Source organism: Streptomyces sp. NPDC051217 (assembly GCF_044455465.1).
Lineage (GTDB): Bacteria > Actinomycetota > Actinomycetes > Streptomycetales > Streptomycetaceae > Streptomyces.
The window spans coordinates 313050-326795 of record NZ_JBITEV010000006.1; the positions used below are offsets into that span (position 1 = coordinate 313050).

The window sequence follows — 13746 nt, forward strand, 5'->3', positions numbered from 1 at the left end:
ACCTCGTCGGCCTGGCCTGTGGTGGGTCGAGGCCCGGGCCGCTCCACGGTACCCGGCGGACCTGGCCGGACGGTACCTTCATTCGACACTCACCTACCTTCCGCGCTGCCGAGGACCAGAGTCATGGTCTGCTCTTTACCTCCACGCTTCAGGGTGAGCTCCAGTTCGTCACCGGGGCGGTGCGAGCGGACCTTCACGATCAGCTCCTCGCCGCTGTGCACCCGCTGGCCGTCCACCTCGGTGATGATGTCGCCGGTCCTGATGCCCGCCTTCGCGGCCGGGCCGTCTTCCTCCACCGCGGGTCCGCCCTCGGCGCCCTTCGCACCGACCTTGGCGCCGTCGCCCGTGTACTCCATGTCGAGCGTGACACCGATCACAGGGTGCGACGCCTTGCCGGTGTTGATCAGCTCTTCGGCGACGCGCTTGCCCTGGTTGATCGGTATCGCGAAGCCGAGTCCGATGGAGCCGGCCTGGGCGCCGTCCGGCGTACCGCCGCCGTCGGCGCCGCGGATCGCGCTGTTGATGCCGATGACCTGCGCCTTCGAATTCACCAGCGGGCCGCCGGAGTTGCCGGGGTTGATCGGCGCGTCGGTCTGGAGGGCGTCGACGTAACTGATGTCGCTGCCGTCGCCGTTCTCGCCGCCGGCGGTGATCGGGCGCTCCTTGGCGCTGATGATGCCCGCCGTGACCGTGTTCTGGAGGTCGAAGGGCGCGCCGATCGCCACGACCGGGTCGCCGACCTGGACGTTGTCGGAATTGCCGAGCGGCAGCGGCTTGAGTCCGGAGACTCCGGTCACCTTCACCACGGCGAGGTCGTAGCCGCTGTCCTTGCCGACGAGCTTGGCCTTGGCGGTCTCGCCGCCGCTGAAGGTGATCGAGATGTCGCCGGAGTCGCCGGCGGGGTCGACCACATGATTGTTGGTCAGGATGTGGCCGGAACGGTCCAGGACGAAGCCGGTCCCGGTGCCCTGCTCGCCGCCTCCGCTCACATGGAGGGTGACGACGCTCGGCAGGGCACTGGAGGCGATCCCGGCGACGCTGTCGGCCGGGCGGCCGCCGCTGTCGTTGCCCGCCTGGGGCAGTTCGACGCTGGTGATGCCGCCGTTGCGCTCGATGTACGCGCCGACGCCACCGCCGATGACGGCGGCGCAGAGCGCGAGTGCCAGGGCGCCCACGAGGCCGATGCCCCGGCGCTTCTTCCGCGTCTCCCCCGCGTCGGGGTGCGTCAGGGTCTGCTGGCCGGGGGCGCCCCAGGGGTCGTACTGGAGCCACTGGTTGGGCGGGGGGTGCGGGCCCTGGGGCGGCGGCAGGTGCTGGGTCCCCGGCTGCGTGTGCGCGACCGGGGCCGGGTGGCCGTGCTGCGGGTGGGGCTGCTGCGTCCGCGGCGGGGGTAGCTGCCCCGGCATCGGCTGCTGGGCGCTCTGGGGCGGGACGCCGTACCCCGAGGCCGGCTGGGGCTGGGGTGCGCCGGGGGCGGCCGTGCCGGTCTGCCCGGTGTAGTGCTGCGGCGGAATGGGCGTGCCCTGCGCCGGGGTCGGCACCGGTCGCTGCACGGGAGGGGCGGGCGCCCAGGGGCCGGGGCCGCCGTAGGGCGGTGTGCTGTAGGGGTCGGGCTCGTGCAGCGGCTGCGGGCGGCCCTGCGTACCCGTCGACGTCTCCGCCGTGCTGCCCGTTCCCGCCGAGGCGCTCACCGCCGAGGGGGTGCGCTCGGGCGGGGCCAGCAGATGGTCCTCCGGATCCGGATCCGGGTCGACGGCCCGCTCCGGGGTGGCCGCTCGCTCGGGGGCGCTGTCGGCGGGTTCGGTGACCGGTGTGCGGTCGGGATCAGGGACTTCATCGGTGACCGGCGACAGTTCCGTCGTCTCCTCAGTGATCCGGTGCTCCGGTACGTCGGAGTCCCGCGGTATCGCGCGCCCCGAAGCCGGGCGGCTCCACCACTTCGCCTTGGGTCCGGTGGCCTTGCCGTCGTCCATGCTCTCCCCGCACCTGCCTCGTCCGTGCCCCGATCAGGGCACCCGTGCAGGGATTCAACCAGGTTTACGAATGTTCGCGCAGGGACCCTGTCACCGACGCTGCGAAAGCGGCACACCGGGCTGCGTGGGCGCGGCGAGGTGGGTGGGGTCGGGTGTGGCGGTGGGGGTGGTCAGTCCGGGATTCGCGGCCAGCTGGAACGCCGTGCCCGTAGGACGTATCAAGGGCGCCCCGGGGTAGTGGTTGAGGACCGCCGACTGGAACAGGTGGGGCGTGAGCGGTGCCTGCGTCGTGCCGGGAGCGAGCACCGGCGCGCTGTCGACGGACTGCGGAAGGATGGCACCCCGCTCGCCGCCCTGCCTGCCCCGCGCCCCGCTGCCGGGCGGTGTGGTCACCCTGGTCAGCGGCGTGATGCTGTTGGGCGCGCCCGCCCCGCGCGCCGTGGTGTCCGCCGTGGCACCCATGGGCAGCGCGCCGCCCAGGGCCATCGCGGCGAAGGACACCGCGCTCGCGGCGGCGAAGGCGAACCTCCGGCCGCGCCAGGGTGAGCGCTCGGCCTCGACGCGGCCGACCTCGTGGATCCTGAAGCCGGCACCGGAACTGGAGCCGCCGCGCACGGGCGAGCCGTGGGGTCCCGCGGGGCGGTAGCCGAAAGCGTCGCTCCGTACGCCGAAGACACCGCTGCTGAACGCCGAACCGTCGAACGGACCCGGGGTCTCGTCCTCGTCCTTCTCGGTGGACCCGCCGGGCAGCCCCTGGAGGCGGGCGAGGAACCCTTCGGACAGCGGCGGCGGCGCCGACTGCGCGAACGCGCTCTTCAGCCGGCGCTGGGCGTCGGCCTCCGCCTTGCACTTGGCGCAGGTCGCGATGTGCGCCAGCACCCGCTCCCTGGCATCGTGACCGAGCTCCCCGTCCACCAGGGCGGCGAGCCGGTCCCCCAGGTGCTGCTCCGCGGGGGTCGGACCTGTGCCACTCACGCGAGTCCGCCCTCCCCGGCCACGCTCGCGAACGTGCGCTGCTCGGCCCGAGCCTCGGGAGAACGGTGCGAGAGGGCCTTGCGCAGATGCGAACGGCCACGGTGGATCCTGCTGCGCACCGTGCCGAGCTTCACGCCGAGCGTGGCGGCGATTTCCTCGTACGACAGTCCTTCGATGTCGCACAGGACGACCGCGGCTCGGAATTCGGGAGCGAGGGTGTCCAGCGCCTGCTGCACATCCGCGTCGAAGTGGGTGTCGTGGAAGACCTGCTGGGGTGAGGGCTCACGGCTGGGCAGGCGCTCCGCCGCGTCCTCACCGAGCGCGTCGAAACGGATCCGCTGCTTACGGCGGACCATGTCCAGGAAGAGATTGGTGGTGATGCGGTGCAGCCAGCCCTCGAACGTGCCGGGCGTGTACGTGGACAGCGACCTGAAGACCCGGACGAAGACTTCCTGGGTCAGATCCTCGGCATCGTGCTGGTTGCCCGTGAGACGGTAGGCAAGGCGATACACGCGGGCGCTGTGCGTGCTGACGATCTCCTCCCAGCTGGGAGGCGTCCACGCCTGCGATTCCGCATCCGATGCGAAGGTCGCCGTAACTGCGGAGTCGGTCGAGCGAGAACGGTCAGCGAAGTTGGTCACGGATTTCGGCTCACCGGCCGACCTGAGAAAGCGCTTCAACGCTCCTCCCCGATCCGCAGGCGCAGCCGCACCTCCCCTATCGACTCTGGTGGTGTCCAGCGGAGCACCTACCATAGCTACCTCGCCCGTTAGCTCCGGATAAGAATCTTTGCCTGAATTTGCGACTGGTCCCAGGTCTTCATCCATGCGTTCCCCCACCCCTTCATAACGCCCGGTCCCATCAGCGGGTTCCCGCGTGCAGCGGATACAGTCACCGGTGCGCCAACTACGGGGACAGGAGAGGGTCATTACCGCCAACCGGCAGACAAGCTGGGCGTTCGCCGACGCTTTTGTCGCCGAGGACGAGGCACTGCGCTGGGCCCGCGACAGGGCCCGGGACATGGGGCTCCGCTCGGTGTCACCAGGCACGGGCGCCGCGCTTCGTCTGCTTGCCGCCACGGCGGGGGCCAAAGCGGTGGCGGAGATCGGCACGGGTACCGGCGTCTCCGGGATCTATCTCCTGAGCGGTATGCGGTCCGACGGCGTACTGACCACGGTCGACACGGAGCCGGAGCGGCAGCAGTTCGCCCGTGAGGCGTTCCGCGCGGCCGGCTTCACCAACAATCGCGCGCGCTTCATTCCCGGCCGGGCCCGCGACGTACTCCCCCGGCTCGCCGACGGCGGATACGACCTCGTCTTCTGCGACGGCGACCGGCTCGAGTGCCTCGACTATCTCGCTGAATCGTTGCGCCTGCTGCGACCTGGGGGCCTCGTCTGCTTCGAGGGCGTCTTCGCGGACGGCCGTACGGTCGATTCGGCGGCCCAGCCCCACGAGGTGCTGCGGCTGCGTGAGCTGCTGCGCACGGTGCGGGAGATGCAGGACGAGTTGCTGCCGTCGCTGCTGCCGGTGGGCGACGGGCTGCTCTGCGCCGTACGCCGCTGAGCCCTCGGCCCTCCTCAGGAGGACACGGAGGTGGGGGGCGGCATAAATGGGGGCGGCATAAAGCTGCCCCGGCACGGAGGTGTGTCCGCGACGGGGCAGCACGAGAGTGCGCGTTCTGTCCGCGTCAGCCGACGACCTTCTTCAGAGCGTCACCCAGCGCATCCGCCTCGTCGGGGGTCAGCTCGACGACCAGCCGACCGCCGCCTTCGAGCGGAACGCGCATGACGATGCCCCGCCCCTCCTTGGTCACCTCGAGCGGGCCGTCGCCCGTCCGCGGCTTCATGGCCGCCATGCTCGTTCCCCTTCCTGAAACCAGCTCATCGCAGCCGGCGGCCCCATGACAGGCGCTGTGTCACCGGCATCGAACACATTGCTTCCAGGTCATTATCCCGCATCGCGGGACCCGATGACCAACATCGGACGGCATCGCTTGCGCAACGCGCTCTCTCAAAACGACTCAATTCGGCGATCCGCCTGCGATACTTCGCCGCTGTTCACGGCTTCACGGCCGCGGATTCTTTGACGCAGGTCACATGCCGACCCGCGGTGACCTCCGCCATGCTGGGGCCGGACAGGACAGCCGGACGGGCAGTCAGAGCCGCAGAGGAGATCCGATCATGGCCGACACGGTGCTGTACGAGGTGGGCGACGGGCTGGCGACCGTCACGATCAACCGGCCCGACGCCATGAACGCGCTGAACATCGCGGCCAAGGTCGCCCTGCGGGACGCGCTGCGTACCGCCGCGGACGACTCCGCCGTACGGGCCGTGCTCCTCACCGCCACCGGGCGGGCCTTCTGTGTGGGGCAGGACCTGAAGGAGCACGTCTCCCTCCTGGCGGCCGACACGGCCGACGGCAGCGGCGGGACCATGAGGACCGTGAGCGAGCACTACAACCCGATCGTGCGGTCCCTGACCGAGATGCCGAAGCCGGTCGTGGCGGGGGTCAACGGGGTCGCGGCGGGAGCGGGGCTGGGCTTCGCGCTCGCCTGCGACTACCGCGTCGTGGCCGACACGGCCTCCTTCAACACCTCGTTCGCGGGGGTGGCACTGACGGCCGACTCCGGCGTGTCGTGGACGCTGCCGCGGCTGATCGGCGCGAGCAGGGCGGCCGACCTGCTGATGTTCCCGCGGTCGGTCACGGCGGAGCAGGCGTACGAGCTGGGGATCGTCAACAAGCTGGTCCCCGCGGCCGACCTCGCCGCCGAGGCGGCGACGGTCGCGCGCGCCCTCGCGGAGGGCCCCACGCTGGCGTACGCGGCGCTGAAGGAGTCCCTGGCGTACGGCGCGGGCCATTCGCTGGCCGAGACGCTGGAGAAGGAGGACGAACTCCAGAACCGGGCGGGCGCGTCGCAGGACCACGGCATCGCGGTCCAGGCCTTCCTCGACAAGGCGAAGCCCCGCTACGTGGGCCGCTGACGACGCCTGGGGCTCTCCCGGCGGCGCGGACGCCGCCGGGGCTGTCCGGCGGATGCGCGGGTGCCCGGGGCGCCCGGGTGCGCACCTCGCCGCGTTGTCGGACTCGTGCGGAGACGGCCAGTACGAGCACGGTCCGCCGCCTTGCGACGCACCGCGCCAGATGCTCCGGGCCGATCCCCCGAAGGTCCGCCGGACAGGCCCTACGCCTCGGCGAGCCGGCTCCGGACCAGGCAGCCGGCCAAATGGTCGTCCACCAGGCCGCACGCCTGCATCAGCGCGTACGCCGTCGTGGGGCCCACGAACCGGATGCCGCGCTTCTTCAGCGCCTTCGCCAGCGCGGTGGACTCGTCGCTGACCGGCGGAACGTCCGCGACCGTCTTCGGTACCGGGCGCGTCGCCGGGTCCGGGGCGTACGACCAGACGAGGGTGTCCAGTTCCCCGGCGGACCAGCCGGCCAGCTCGCGCGCGTTGGCGAGCGTGGCGTCGATCTTGGCGCGGTTGCGGATGATGCCCTCGTCGGTCAGCAGCCGCGCGGCGTCCGTGTCCGTGAAGGCGGCGACCGCCGGGATGTGGAACCCGGCGAAGGCCCGGCGGAAGCCCTCGCGGCGGCGCAGGATCGTGATCCAGGAGAGACCGGACTGGAACGCCTCCAGGCACAGCCGCTCGAACAGCGCGTCGTCGCCGTGGATGGGGCGCCCCCACTCCTCGTCGTGATACTTGACGTAGTCCTCGGTCGACAGGCCCCACGGACAGCGCAGCTCGCCGTCCGGGCCCGCCACCACTCCGCCGGCGGTCACCGCCGGTCCTCCTCGCCCGGGTTCTTGAAGAGGTCGGGCCCACCGACCGCCGCCGCCTGGGCGCCCGCCAGGGTGGACTCCAGCTCGGCGATCCGGGAGTCCCTCTCGGCCAGCTCGGCGCCGACCCTGGCCAGCACCTCGTCCACGTCCGCCATCCGGTAGCCCCGGAGGGCGACCGGCAGCCGCAGGGCCTCTATGTCGGCCCGGCCCACCGGGCGTGTCGTGGGCAGCGGGTCCACGAGGAGTTCGGGCGCGGCCTCGGGCAGCACCTCGCGGTCGCCGCCGCCGACCACCGCGAGAGTGACCGAGGCCACCACCACGACCATCGCGATGAGCAAGAACAAGAACACGTGCTTCTCCCCGGGGCAGGAAAACGTCCGGTGCCGATCGTGCCATGCGGGACCGACAGTTAGGGTCTGTTGGCGACGGCACGGACGGCTGGAACGGGCGGTGACCAGGGGATGAGCAGCGGCACTCTGCGGCTGGGACGGCGGGAGTTCGGCCCGTACGAGCCGGTGATCATGGCCATCGTCAACCGGACGCCGGACTCCTTCTACGACCAGGGCGCGACCTTCCGCGACCAGCCCGCGCTCGACCGGGTGGAGCAGGCGGTGTCCGAGGGCGCCGCGATCATCGACATCGGCGGGGTGAAGGCGGGGCCCGGCGACGAGGTGACGGCGGAGGAGGAGGCGCGCCGGACGGTCGGTTTCGTCGCCGAGGTCCGCAGGCGCTACCCGTCCGTGGTGATCAGTGTCGACACCTGGCGGCACGAGGTCGGCGAGGCCGTCTGCGAGGCGGGCGCCGATGTGCTGAACGACGCCTGGGGCGGGGTGGATCCGGCGCTCGCCGAGGTCGCGGCCCGGTACGGCGCGGGGCTGGTCTGCACGCACGCGGGCGGGATCGAGCCCCGGACCCGGCCGCACCGGATCGCCTACGACGACGTGGTCGCGGACATTCTCCGGGTGACGCTCGGGCTGGCCGACCGGGCCGTGGAGCTGGGCGTCCGCAGGGACGCGATCATGATCGATCCGGGGCACGACTTCGGGAAGAGCACCCGGCATTCACTGGAGGCGACCCGCAGGCTGGGCGAGATGGCGGAGACCGGCTGGCCGGTGCTCGTGTCGCTGTCCAACAAGGACTTCGTCGGCGAGACGCTCGACAGACCGGTGAAGGAGCGGGTGATCGGCACGCTCGCGACGACCGCCGTCTCGGCCTGGCTCGGCGCGCGGATCTACCGCGTGCACGAGGTGGCCGAGACGAAGCAGGTGCTGGACATGGTGGCTTCCGTCGCGGGCCACCGGCCCCCGGCGGTGGCCCGCCGGGGACTGGCCTGAGCACTACTTGCCGGTCTCCTTGGTCACCAGCGCCACCGCCTCGTCCACGTCGTCCGTGACGTGGAACAGCAGCAGGTCCTTCTCGGACGCCTTGCCCTGCGCCACGACGGTGTCCCGCAGCCAGTCGATGAGACCGGTCCAGTACCGCGTCCCGAAGAGGACGATGGGGAAACGGGTCACCTTGCGCGTCTGGACCAGCGTGAGCGCCTCGAACAGTTCGTCGAGTGTGCCGAGGCCGCCGGGCAGCACCACGAACCCTTGCGCATACTTCACAAACATCGTTTTCCGGACAAAGAAGTAACGGAAGTTGACCCCGATGTCGACGTGCGGGTTGAGCCCCTGCTCGAAGGGCAGCTCGATACCGAGCCCGACGGAAATGCCCTTCGCCTCCCGCGCGCCCTTGTTCGCCGCTTCCATCGCGCCGGGGCCGCCGCCGGTGATCACCGCGAAACCGGCCTCGACCAGTGCCCGGCCGATCCGGACGCCCGACTCGTAGTCCGGCGAGTCGACGGGCGTGCGGGCCGAGCCGAAGACGCTGATGGCGCTGGGGAGTTCGGCGAGCGCGCCGAAGCCCTCCACGAACTCGGACTGGATGCGCATGACCCGCCAGGGATCGGTGTGCACCCACTCGGAGTCACCCTCGGTGTCCAGCAGCCGCTGGTCGGTGGTGCCGGCCTGCACCTGGTCCCGGCGACGCAGCACCGGCCCGAGACGCTGCGTGTCCGGCTTCCGTGCTTCCTCAGGACTGCCCATGGACTGCTCCCTCCGCTGCTGTGCCAGTTCCGGGCCAGCGTAGATCCATGGAGGTGACAAACGGCGAAATTCCGGCGGACGGTCCGACTCCCCCGGCCGTACCGGCCGCCCAGACCTCGCCGGACACGACCGCGGCCAGGGCGTGTCTTTTGGATCAGGCCGGATCAGGGAGCGGGGTCTGGTGCGTACGATCGCAAGGCGGAGGAAGGAGCCGACGCGGAGCGTCGGCGACTGACGACAACGCGGCGAGCGTGCGTGCCAGGGCACGCGAGCCCGGCAAGATCCGAAAGACACGCCCTACGCGCTCAGCCACTCCCGCAGCCGGTCCTCGCAGTGCGTGATCCGCTCCACGGCCACGTGCTCGTCGCGCTTGTGGGCCAGCAGCGCGTCCCCCGGGCCGTAATTGACCGCGGGCACTCCCAGCGCGCCGAAGCGCGAGACGTCCGTCCAGCCGAACTTGGGCTGCGCGGTGCCGCCCACGGCCGCCATGAACGCGACCGCCGCGGGGTGCGAGAGGCCGGGCAGGGCAGCTCCCGAGTGATCGTCCACGATGAACTCCCGGACCCCGCAGCCGGCGAACACCTCGCGCACGTGCGCCACCGCCTCCGCCTCGCCGCGGTCCGGCGCGTAGCGGTAGTTGACCACCACGGTGCACGCGTCGGGGATGACGTTGGTCGCCACGCCCCCCTCGATCGCCACGGCGTTCAGACCCTCCCGGTACTCCAGTCCGTCGATCACCGGGCGGCGCGGTTCGTACGCGGCGAGGCGGGCCAGGATCGGCGCCGCGGCGTGGATGGCGTTGGACCCCATCCAGCTGCGCGCCGAGTGGGCACGCTCGCCCTCCGTACGGAGGTGCACCCGCAGCGTCCCCTGGCAGCCGCCCTCGACCTGCGCGTCGGAGGGTTCGAGCAGGATGGCGAAGTCGGCCTCCAGGAGGTCGGGGCGGGCGGCGGCCACGTGCCCCAAGCCGTTGAGGTCGGCGGCGACCTCCTCGTTGTCGTAGAAGATGAAGGTGAGGTCGCGGTTGGGGTCGGGGACGGTCGCGGCGATGCGCAGCTGGACGGCGACGCCCGACTTCATGTCGGTGGTGCCGCAGCCCCAGAGGATGCCGTCGTCGTCCAGCCGGGACGGCACGTTGCCGGCGATCGGGACCGTGTCGATGTGCCCGGCGAGGATGACCCGCTCGGCCCGCCCGAGGTCGGTACGCGCCACGACGTTGTTGCCGTAGCGCTCGACGGCGAGATGCGGCAGCGCGCGCAGCGCCTCCTCCACGGCGTCCGCGAGGGGCTTCTCGGCGCCGCTGACGGACGGGATGTCGACGAGCCGGGCGGTGAGCTCCGGGGCGTCCAGCGTGAGGTCCAGCGTGGTTCCAGGCTTTGTTTCGGGCATGGCCAGACCCTACGACGTGGCCCGTGTCCGGCGGAGGCGGCAGGGCGCCGGACGGACCGGTCCTGGCCGGCAGGCGGGGCCGGTACGGTGGGCGGCGTGTCCGAGACCGCCTCCCCTTCCCGTCGCGGCCGGTTCCTGCGTATCGCGGCCGGGTTCACCGTGCTTTTCGCGCTGGCCGGCTACCTCGTGGTGCGGTACGTCTCCGGCGACGGCGGGCCATCGCGCTGCACCGCGCGGGCCGCCGACTCGTCCGACGGCGACGTCCCCACGTACGAGATGAGCCCGGAGCAGGCCGCGAACGCCGCCACGATCTCCGCGGTCGGCACCACCCGCGGCATGCCCGAGCGCGCCGTCACGATCGCTCTGGCGACCGCTCTCCAGGAGTCGGCGCTGCGCAACATCGACCACGGCGACCGGGACTCCGTCGGCCTCTTCCAGCAGCGCCCGTCGAAGGGCTGGGGCACGGTGGAGCAGATCCTCGACCCGGTGTACTCGGCCGGGAAGTTCTACGCGGGTCTCGCCGAGGTCCCCGGCTACTCACGGCTTCCTCTTACGGAGGCGGCGCAGCGCGTCCAGCGCAGCGGCTTCCCGCAGGCGTACGCGAAGCACGAGCCGGACGCGACGCTGCTGTCCGCCGCGCTCACCGGCCGGGCGGCCGCGACTCTCACCTGCACGGGCGGGAGCGGCGGCGAACCGGGTGATCCGGCGAAGGTACGGGCGGCCCTGACGCGCGCCTTCGGGCCCGAGGTCCTGCCGAACGCCGACGGCGCCGACGCGTCCGCGGAAAGCGGTGAGGCGGCCGAACAGGCCGATGGACAGGACGCCGGACAGGCGGGCGGTGAGGCGGCCGGACAGTCCGACGCCAAGGGCCCGGCCGAGGTCGCGGTGCCGGTCGGCGGCTCGGACGAGGCGCGCGGCTGGGAACTCGCCCACTGGGCGGTGGCGCACTCCGCCGATCTGCGTATCGCCGAGGTCTCCGTAGGAGACCGGGTGTGGAGCGTGGAGAAGTCCGACCAGGGCTGGCGCAAGACCGACGGTGAATCAGGCCCGGAGAGATCCGGCGGAAACGACGTTCGAATGCGGATCGCGCAGTAGTACGTCCGGGTCGCCCGAACGGAGTAGCTCCGGCATATCCGGACGGCATTGCGCGGCCTCACTCGCCGATTCCTTCGCGTATCGCCAAATCCCTTGCCACAAAAGCGAAGTGACGGTTCGCCAGATCTCCGCACCGAGGATCCTTTGACCGTTTTTATCCGTAACCGATAATGCGACGCATTACCAATTCTTTACTCATGTACACCGCAACCTCTGATGCCCTTCGAGGGGTTGTCAGTGCGTCCGATCGCTGGACACGACAATTTCCTCTCCCGTCGAAGGAGCATCATGTCCCTCCCCCTGACCCGTCGGATCGCCCGTGCCGCGCTGCTTATCGCGGCGGGCGCAGCCCCCGTGGTCGGTGCGGCCGGCTCCGCCAACGCAGCAGCCCTCCCCCAGACCGCCGACCTCGGCAGCGTCTCCCAGCTGGACGGCGCCGCCCTCGGCGACACGCTCGACAACGGCGCGCGCCAGGCGACCGGTCTGGCGGGCGAGGCCGGCAGCGAGACGATCGCCTCGTCCGTCCCGGCGGCCGGCAAGACCCTCGGCGGCGTCGCCAAGTCCGCGACCCCCGTCGCTCAGCGGGCGGCCGGTGAAGCCGCCGGCGGCGCCGGTCAGACCCTCGGCGACGCGGCGACGTCCGTCACCGAGAACGGCCTGCCGACCGACTCCCTCGGAAACGGCCTGCCCACCGACAAGCTGCCGGTCAACACCCTGCCGCTCGGCTGATCCAGGCCGGTCCGGCACGCACGGGCACACGCGAAGGGGCTCGGGGAGTACGTACTCCCCGAGCCCCTTCGCGCCGCCCTGGGTCCCCCACGTCCAACGGGCCTCAGCCGAGCCGCTTGACCGCGGCCTCCACGCGCTCGTCGGTCGCCGTGAGCGCCACCCGTACGAAACTCTCGCCCGCGGGCCCGTAGAAGTCCCCCGGCGCCACCAGGATCCCCAGCTGGGCCAGGTGCGCCACCGTCCGCCAGCACGGCTCGTCGCGCGTCGCCCACAGGTACAGGCTCGCCTCGCTGTGCTCGATCCGGAAGCCGTGGCCCTCCAGGGCCGCGCGCAGTGCGGTACGGCGGGCCGCGTACCGGGCGCGCTGCTCCGCCACATGGGTGTCGTCGCCGAGCGCCGCGACGGTCGCCGCCTGCACCGGCGCCGGCGTCATCATGCCGCCGTGCTTACGGATCTGGAGCAGCTCGCCCAGGACGGCCGCGTCGCCCGCGAGGAAGGCCGCCCGGTAACCGGCCAGGTTGGAGCGCTTGGAGAGCGAGTGGACGGCCACGACGCCCTCGTACGAGCCACCGCAGACGTCCGGGTGGAGTACGGAGACGGGCTCGGCCTCCCAGCCGAGTTCCAGATAGCACTCGTCGCTGAAGAGCAGCACGCCGTGCTCACGGGCCCAGGCGACGATCCGGGTCAGCTCGGCCTTGTCCAGGACCCGTCCGGTCGGGTTCGACGGCGAGTTGAGCCAGAGCAGCTTCAGACCCGCCGGGTCGAGTTCGGTCGGGTCTTCGTAGGAGACGGGCTCCGCCCCGCACAGCCGGGCCCCCACCTCGTACGTCGGGTAGGCCAGCCGGGGGTACGCGACCCGGTCACCGGCGCCGAGACCGAGCTGGGTCGGCAGCCAGGCGACCAGTTCCTTGGAGCCGACCACCGGAAGGACGTTGGTGTGCGCGACGTCGCGCGCCCCGAGCCGCCGTTCGGCCCAGCCCGTCAGCGCGTCACGCAGCTCGGCCGTACCCCACACCGTGGGATAGCCGGGCGAGTTCGCGGCGCCGACCAGGGCCCGCTGGATCAGCTCGGGGACCGGGTCCACCGGGGTCCCAACGGACAGATCCACGATGCCGTCCGGATGGGCCGACGCTGTCGCCTTGTAGGGCTCCAGCTTGTCCCAGGGGAAGACCGGAAGTCGCGAAGAGACTGCGGACACGGTGCTCACTCTCTCGGTGGTGCTCAGTTGTCGGTACGACGAGGGAAACACCTCGGTCCCGTACGGCGAGTCGCCGTACGGGACCGAGGGCACGCTTGTCAGTCGTTCTGAGGCTGCGGCGGCAGTGCGGCGATGAAGGGGTGATCACGCTCGATCAGACCGAGCTTGGACGCACCACCGGGGGAACCGAGCTCGTCGAAGAACTCAACGTTCGCCTTGTAGTAGTCCTTCCACTCCTCCGGGGTGTCGTCCTCGTAGAAGATCGCCTCGACCGGGCAGACCGGCTCACAGGCGCCACAGTCGACGCATTCGTCCGGGTGAATGTACAAGGACCGGGAGCCCTCGTAGATGCAGTCGACCGGGCACTCTTCGATGCACGCCTTGTCCTTGAGATCCACACAAGGCTGCGCGATGACGTAGGTCACGCTGTCGTTCCTCCTCGATAGGGCGCGGCGGGCCATCTGCGGCTCCGTCCACGGGCGCGCGGGAGCGCGGCGTCGTCGATGCCCGCACCTAGTATCT

Annotated in this window: 15 protein-coding genes; 5 read left to right on the top strand and 10 right to left on the bottom strand. The window is 71.4% G+C overall.

The features are described 5' to 3' along the window. Positions 1-89: 89 nt before the first annotated feature. The 3 genes from ACIBBB_RS16985 to sigE all read right to left on the bottom strand — a co-directional run bounded on the left by ACIBBB_RS16985 (position 90) and on the right by sigE (position 3703). Complete coding sequence (locus ACIBBB_RS16985) at positions 90-1973, bottom strand: trypsin-like peptidase domain-containing protein (RefSeq protein ID WP_398982571.1); 1884 nt, start codon at positions 1971-1973, stop codon at positions 90-92. Positions 1974-2063: 90 nt separating this feature from the next. Continuing rightward, complete coding sequence (locus ACIBBB_RS16990; protein ID WP_398982573.1) at positions 2064-2948, bottom strand: anti-sigma factor family protein; 885 nt, start codon at positions 2946-2948, stop codon at positions 2064-2066. Further along, the gene (gene sigE, locus ACIBBB_RS16995; protein ID WP_398982794.1) at positions 2945-3703 is read right to left on the bottom strand and encodes an RNA polymerase sigma factor SigE; all 759 of its coding nucleotides are present in this window, start codon (positions 3701-3703) and stop codon (positions 2945-2947) included. Before sigE ends, ACIBBB_RS16990 begins: the two co-directional genes overlap by 4 nt. A 142-nt stretch (positions 3704-3845) precedes the next feature. On the opposite strand from sigE, the gene ACIBBB_RS17000 reads away from it, so the two are divergent. Beyond that, complete coding sequence (locus ACIBBB_RS17000; RefSeq protein WP_329392268.1) at positions 3846-4511, top strand: class I SAM-dependent methyltransferase; 666 nt, start codon at positions 3846-3848, stop codon at positions 4509-4511. A gap of 124 nt (positions 4512-4635) precedes the next feature. Here ACIBBB_RS17000 and ACIBBB_RS17005 read toward each other — a convergent pair whose 3' ends face one another. Next, positions 4636-4803 (bottom strand): DUF3117 domain-containing protein, encoded by a 168-nt coding sequence (locus ACIBBB_RS17005; RefSeq protein ID WP_003966491.1) that lies wholly within the window; start codon positions 4801-4803, stop codon positions 4636-4638. 325 nt (positions 4804-5128) lie between these two features. Between ACIBBB_RS17005 and ACIBBB_RS17010 the strand changes: the two genes are divergently transcribed. Further along, complete coding sequence (locus tag ACIBBB_RS17010) at positions 5129-5929, top strand: enoyl-CoA hydratase/isomerase family protein (RefSeq protein ID WP_398982575.1); 801 nt, start codon at positions 5129-5131, stop codon at positions 5927-5929. A 200-nt stretch (positions 5930-6129) separates the two neighbouring features. Here the strand turns inward: ACIBBB_RS17010 and ACIBBB_RS17015 are convergent, their stop codons facing one another. Both ACIBBB_RS17015 and ACIBBB_RS17020 read right to left on the bottom strand, forming a co-directional pair. Further along, positions 6130-6726, bottom strand: coding sequence for a DNA-3-methyladenine glycosylase I (locus ACIBBB_RS17015; RefSeq protein WP_398982577.1), 597 nt, complete (start codon positions 6724-6726; stop codon positions 6130-6132). Beyond that, positions 6723-7076: a DivIVA domain-containing protein gene (locus ACIBBB_RS17020; RefSeq protein ID WP_398982579.1), complete on the bottom strand. Its 354-nt coding sequence runs from the start codon at positions 7074-7076 to the stop codon at positions 6723-6725. Before ACIBBB_RS17020 ends, ACIBBB_RS17015 begins: the two co-directional genes overlap by 4 nt. Positions 7077-7187: 111 nt before the next feature. On the opposite strand from ACIBBB_RS17020, the gene folP reads away from it, so the two are divergent. After that, positions 7188-8060 (top strand): dihydropteroate synthase, encoded by an 873-nt coding sequence (gene folP / locus ACIBBB_RS17025; RefSeq protein WP_398982581.1) that lies wholly within the window; start codon positions 7188-7190, stop codon positions 8058-8060. A 3-nt stretch (positions 8061-8063) separates the two neighbouring features. Here the strand turns inward: folP and ACIBBB_RS17030 are convergent, their stop codons facing one another. Further along, complete coding sequence (locus tag ACIBBB_RS17030) at positions 8064-8813, bottom strand: TIGR00730 family Rossman fold protein (protein ID WP_189111525.1); 750 nt, start codon at positions 8811-8813, stop codon at positions 8064-8066. Between the two features lie 297 nt (positions 8814-9110). Further along, positions 9111-10202 carry a succinyl-diaminopimelate desuccinylase gene (gene dapE, locus ACIBBB_RS17035; protein WP_398982583.1) on the bottom strand — a complete coding sequence of 364 codons (1092 nt, stop codon included), beginning with the start codon at positions 10200-10202 and terminating at the stop codon, positions 9111-9113. Positions 10203-10298: 96 nt separating this feature from the next. Here dapE and ACIBBB_RS17040 point away from each other — a divergent pair, with 96 nt between their 5' ends. Together ACIBBB_RS17040 and ACIBBB_RS17045 are read left to right on the top strand one after the other, a co-directional pair. Continuing rightward, positions 10299-11297: a hypothetical protein gene (locus ACIBBB_RS17040; protein WP_398982585.1), complete on the top strand. Its 999-nt coding sequence runs from the start codon at positions 10299-10301 to the stop codon at positions 11295-11297. A 288-nt stretch (positions 11298-11585) separates the two neighbouring features. Next, the gene (locus ACIBBB_RS17045; protein WP_398982587.1) at positions 11586-12026 is read left to right on the top strand and encodes an ATP-binding protein; all 441 of its coding nucleotides are present in this window, start codon (positions 11586-11588) and stop codon (positions 12024-12026) included. Positions 12027-12129: 103 nt separating this feature from the next. Here the strand turns inward: ACIBBB_RS17045 and ACIBBB_RS17050 are convergent, their stop codons facing one another. Then, positions 12130-13224 carry a bifunctional succinyldiaminopimelate transaminase/glutamate-prephenate aminotransferase gene (locus ACIBBB_RS17050; RefSeq protein WP_398982589.1) on the bottom strand — a complete coding sequence of 365 codons (1095 nt, stop codon included), beginning with the start codon at positions 13222-13224 and terminating at the stop codon, positions 12130-12132. 98 nt (positions 13225-13322) lie between these two features. Continuing rightward, positions 13323-13649 carry a ferredoxin gene (gene fdxA / locus ACIBBB_RS17055; RefSeq protein WP_189111520.1) on the bottom strand — a complete coding sequence of 109 codons (327 nt, stop codon included), beginning with the start codon at positions 13647-13649 and terminating at the stop codon, positions 13323-13325. Between the last annotated feature and the right edge of the window lie 97 nt (positions 13650-13746).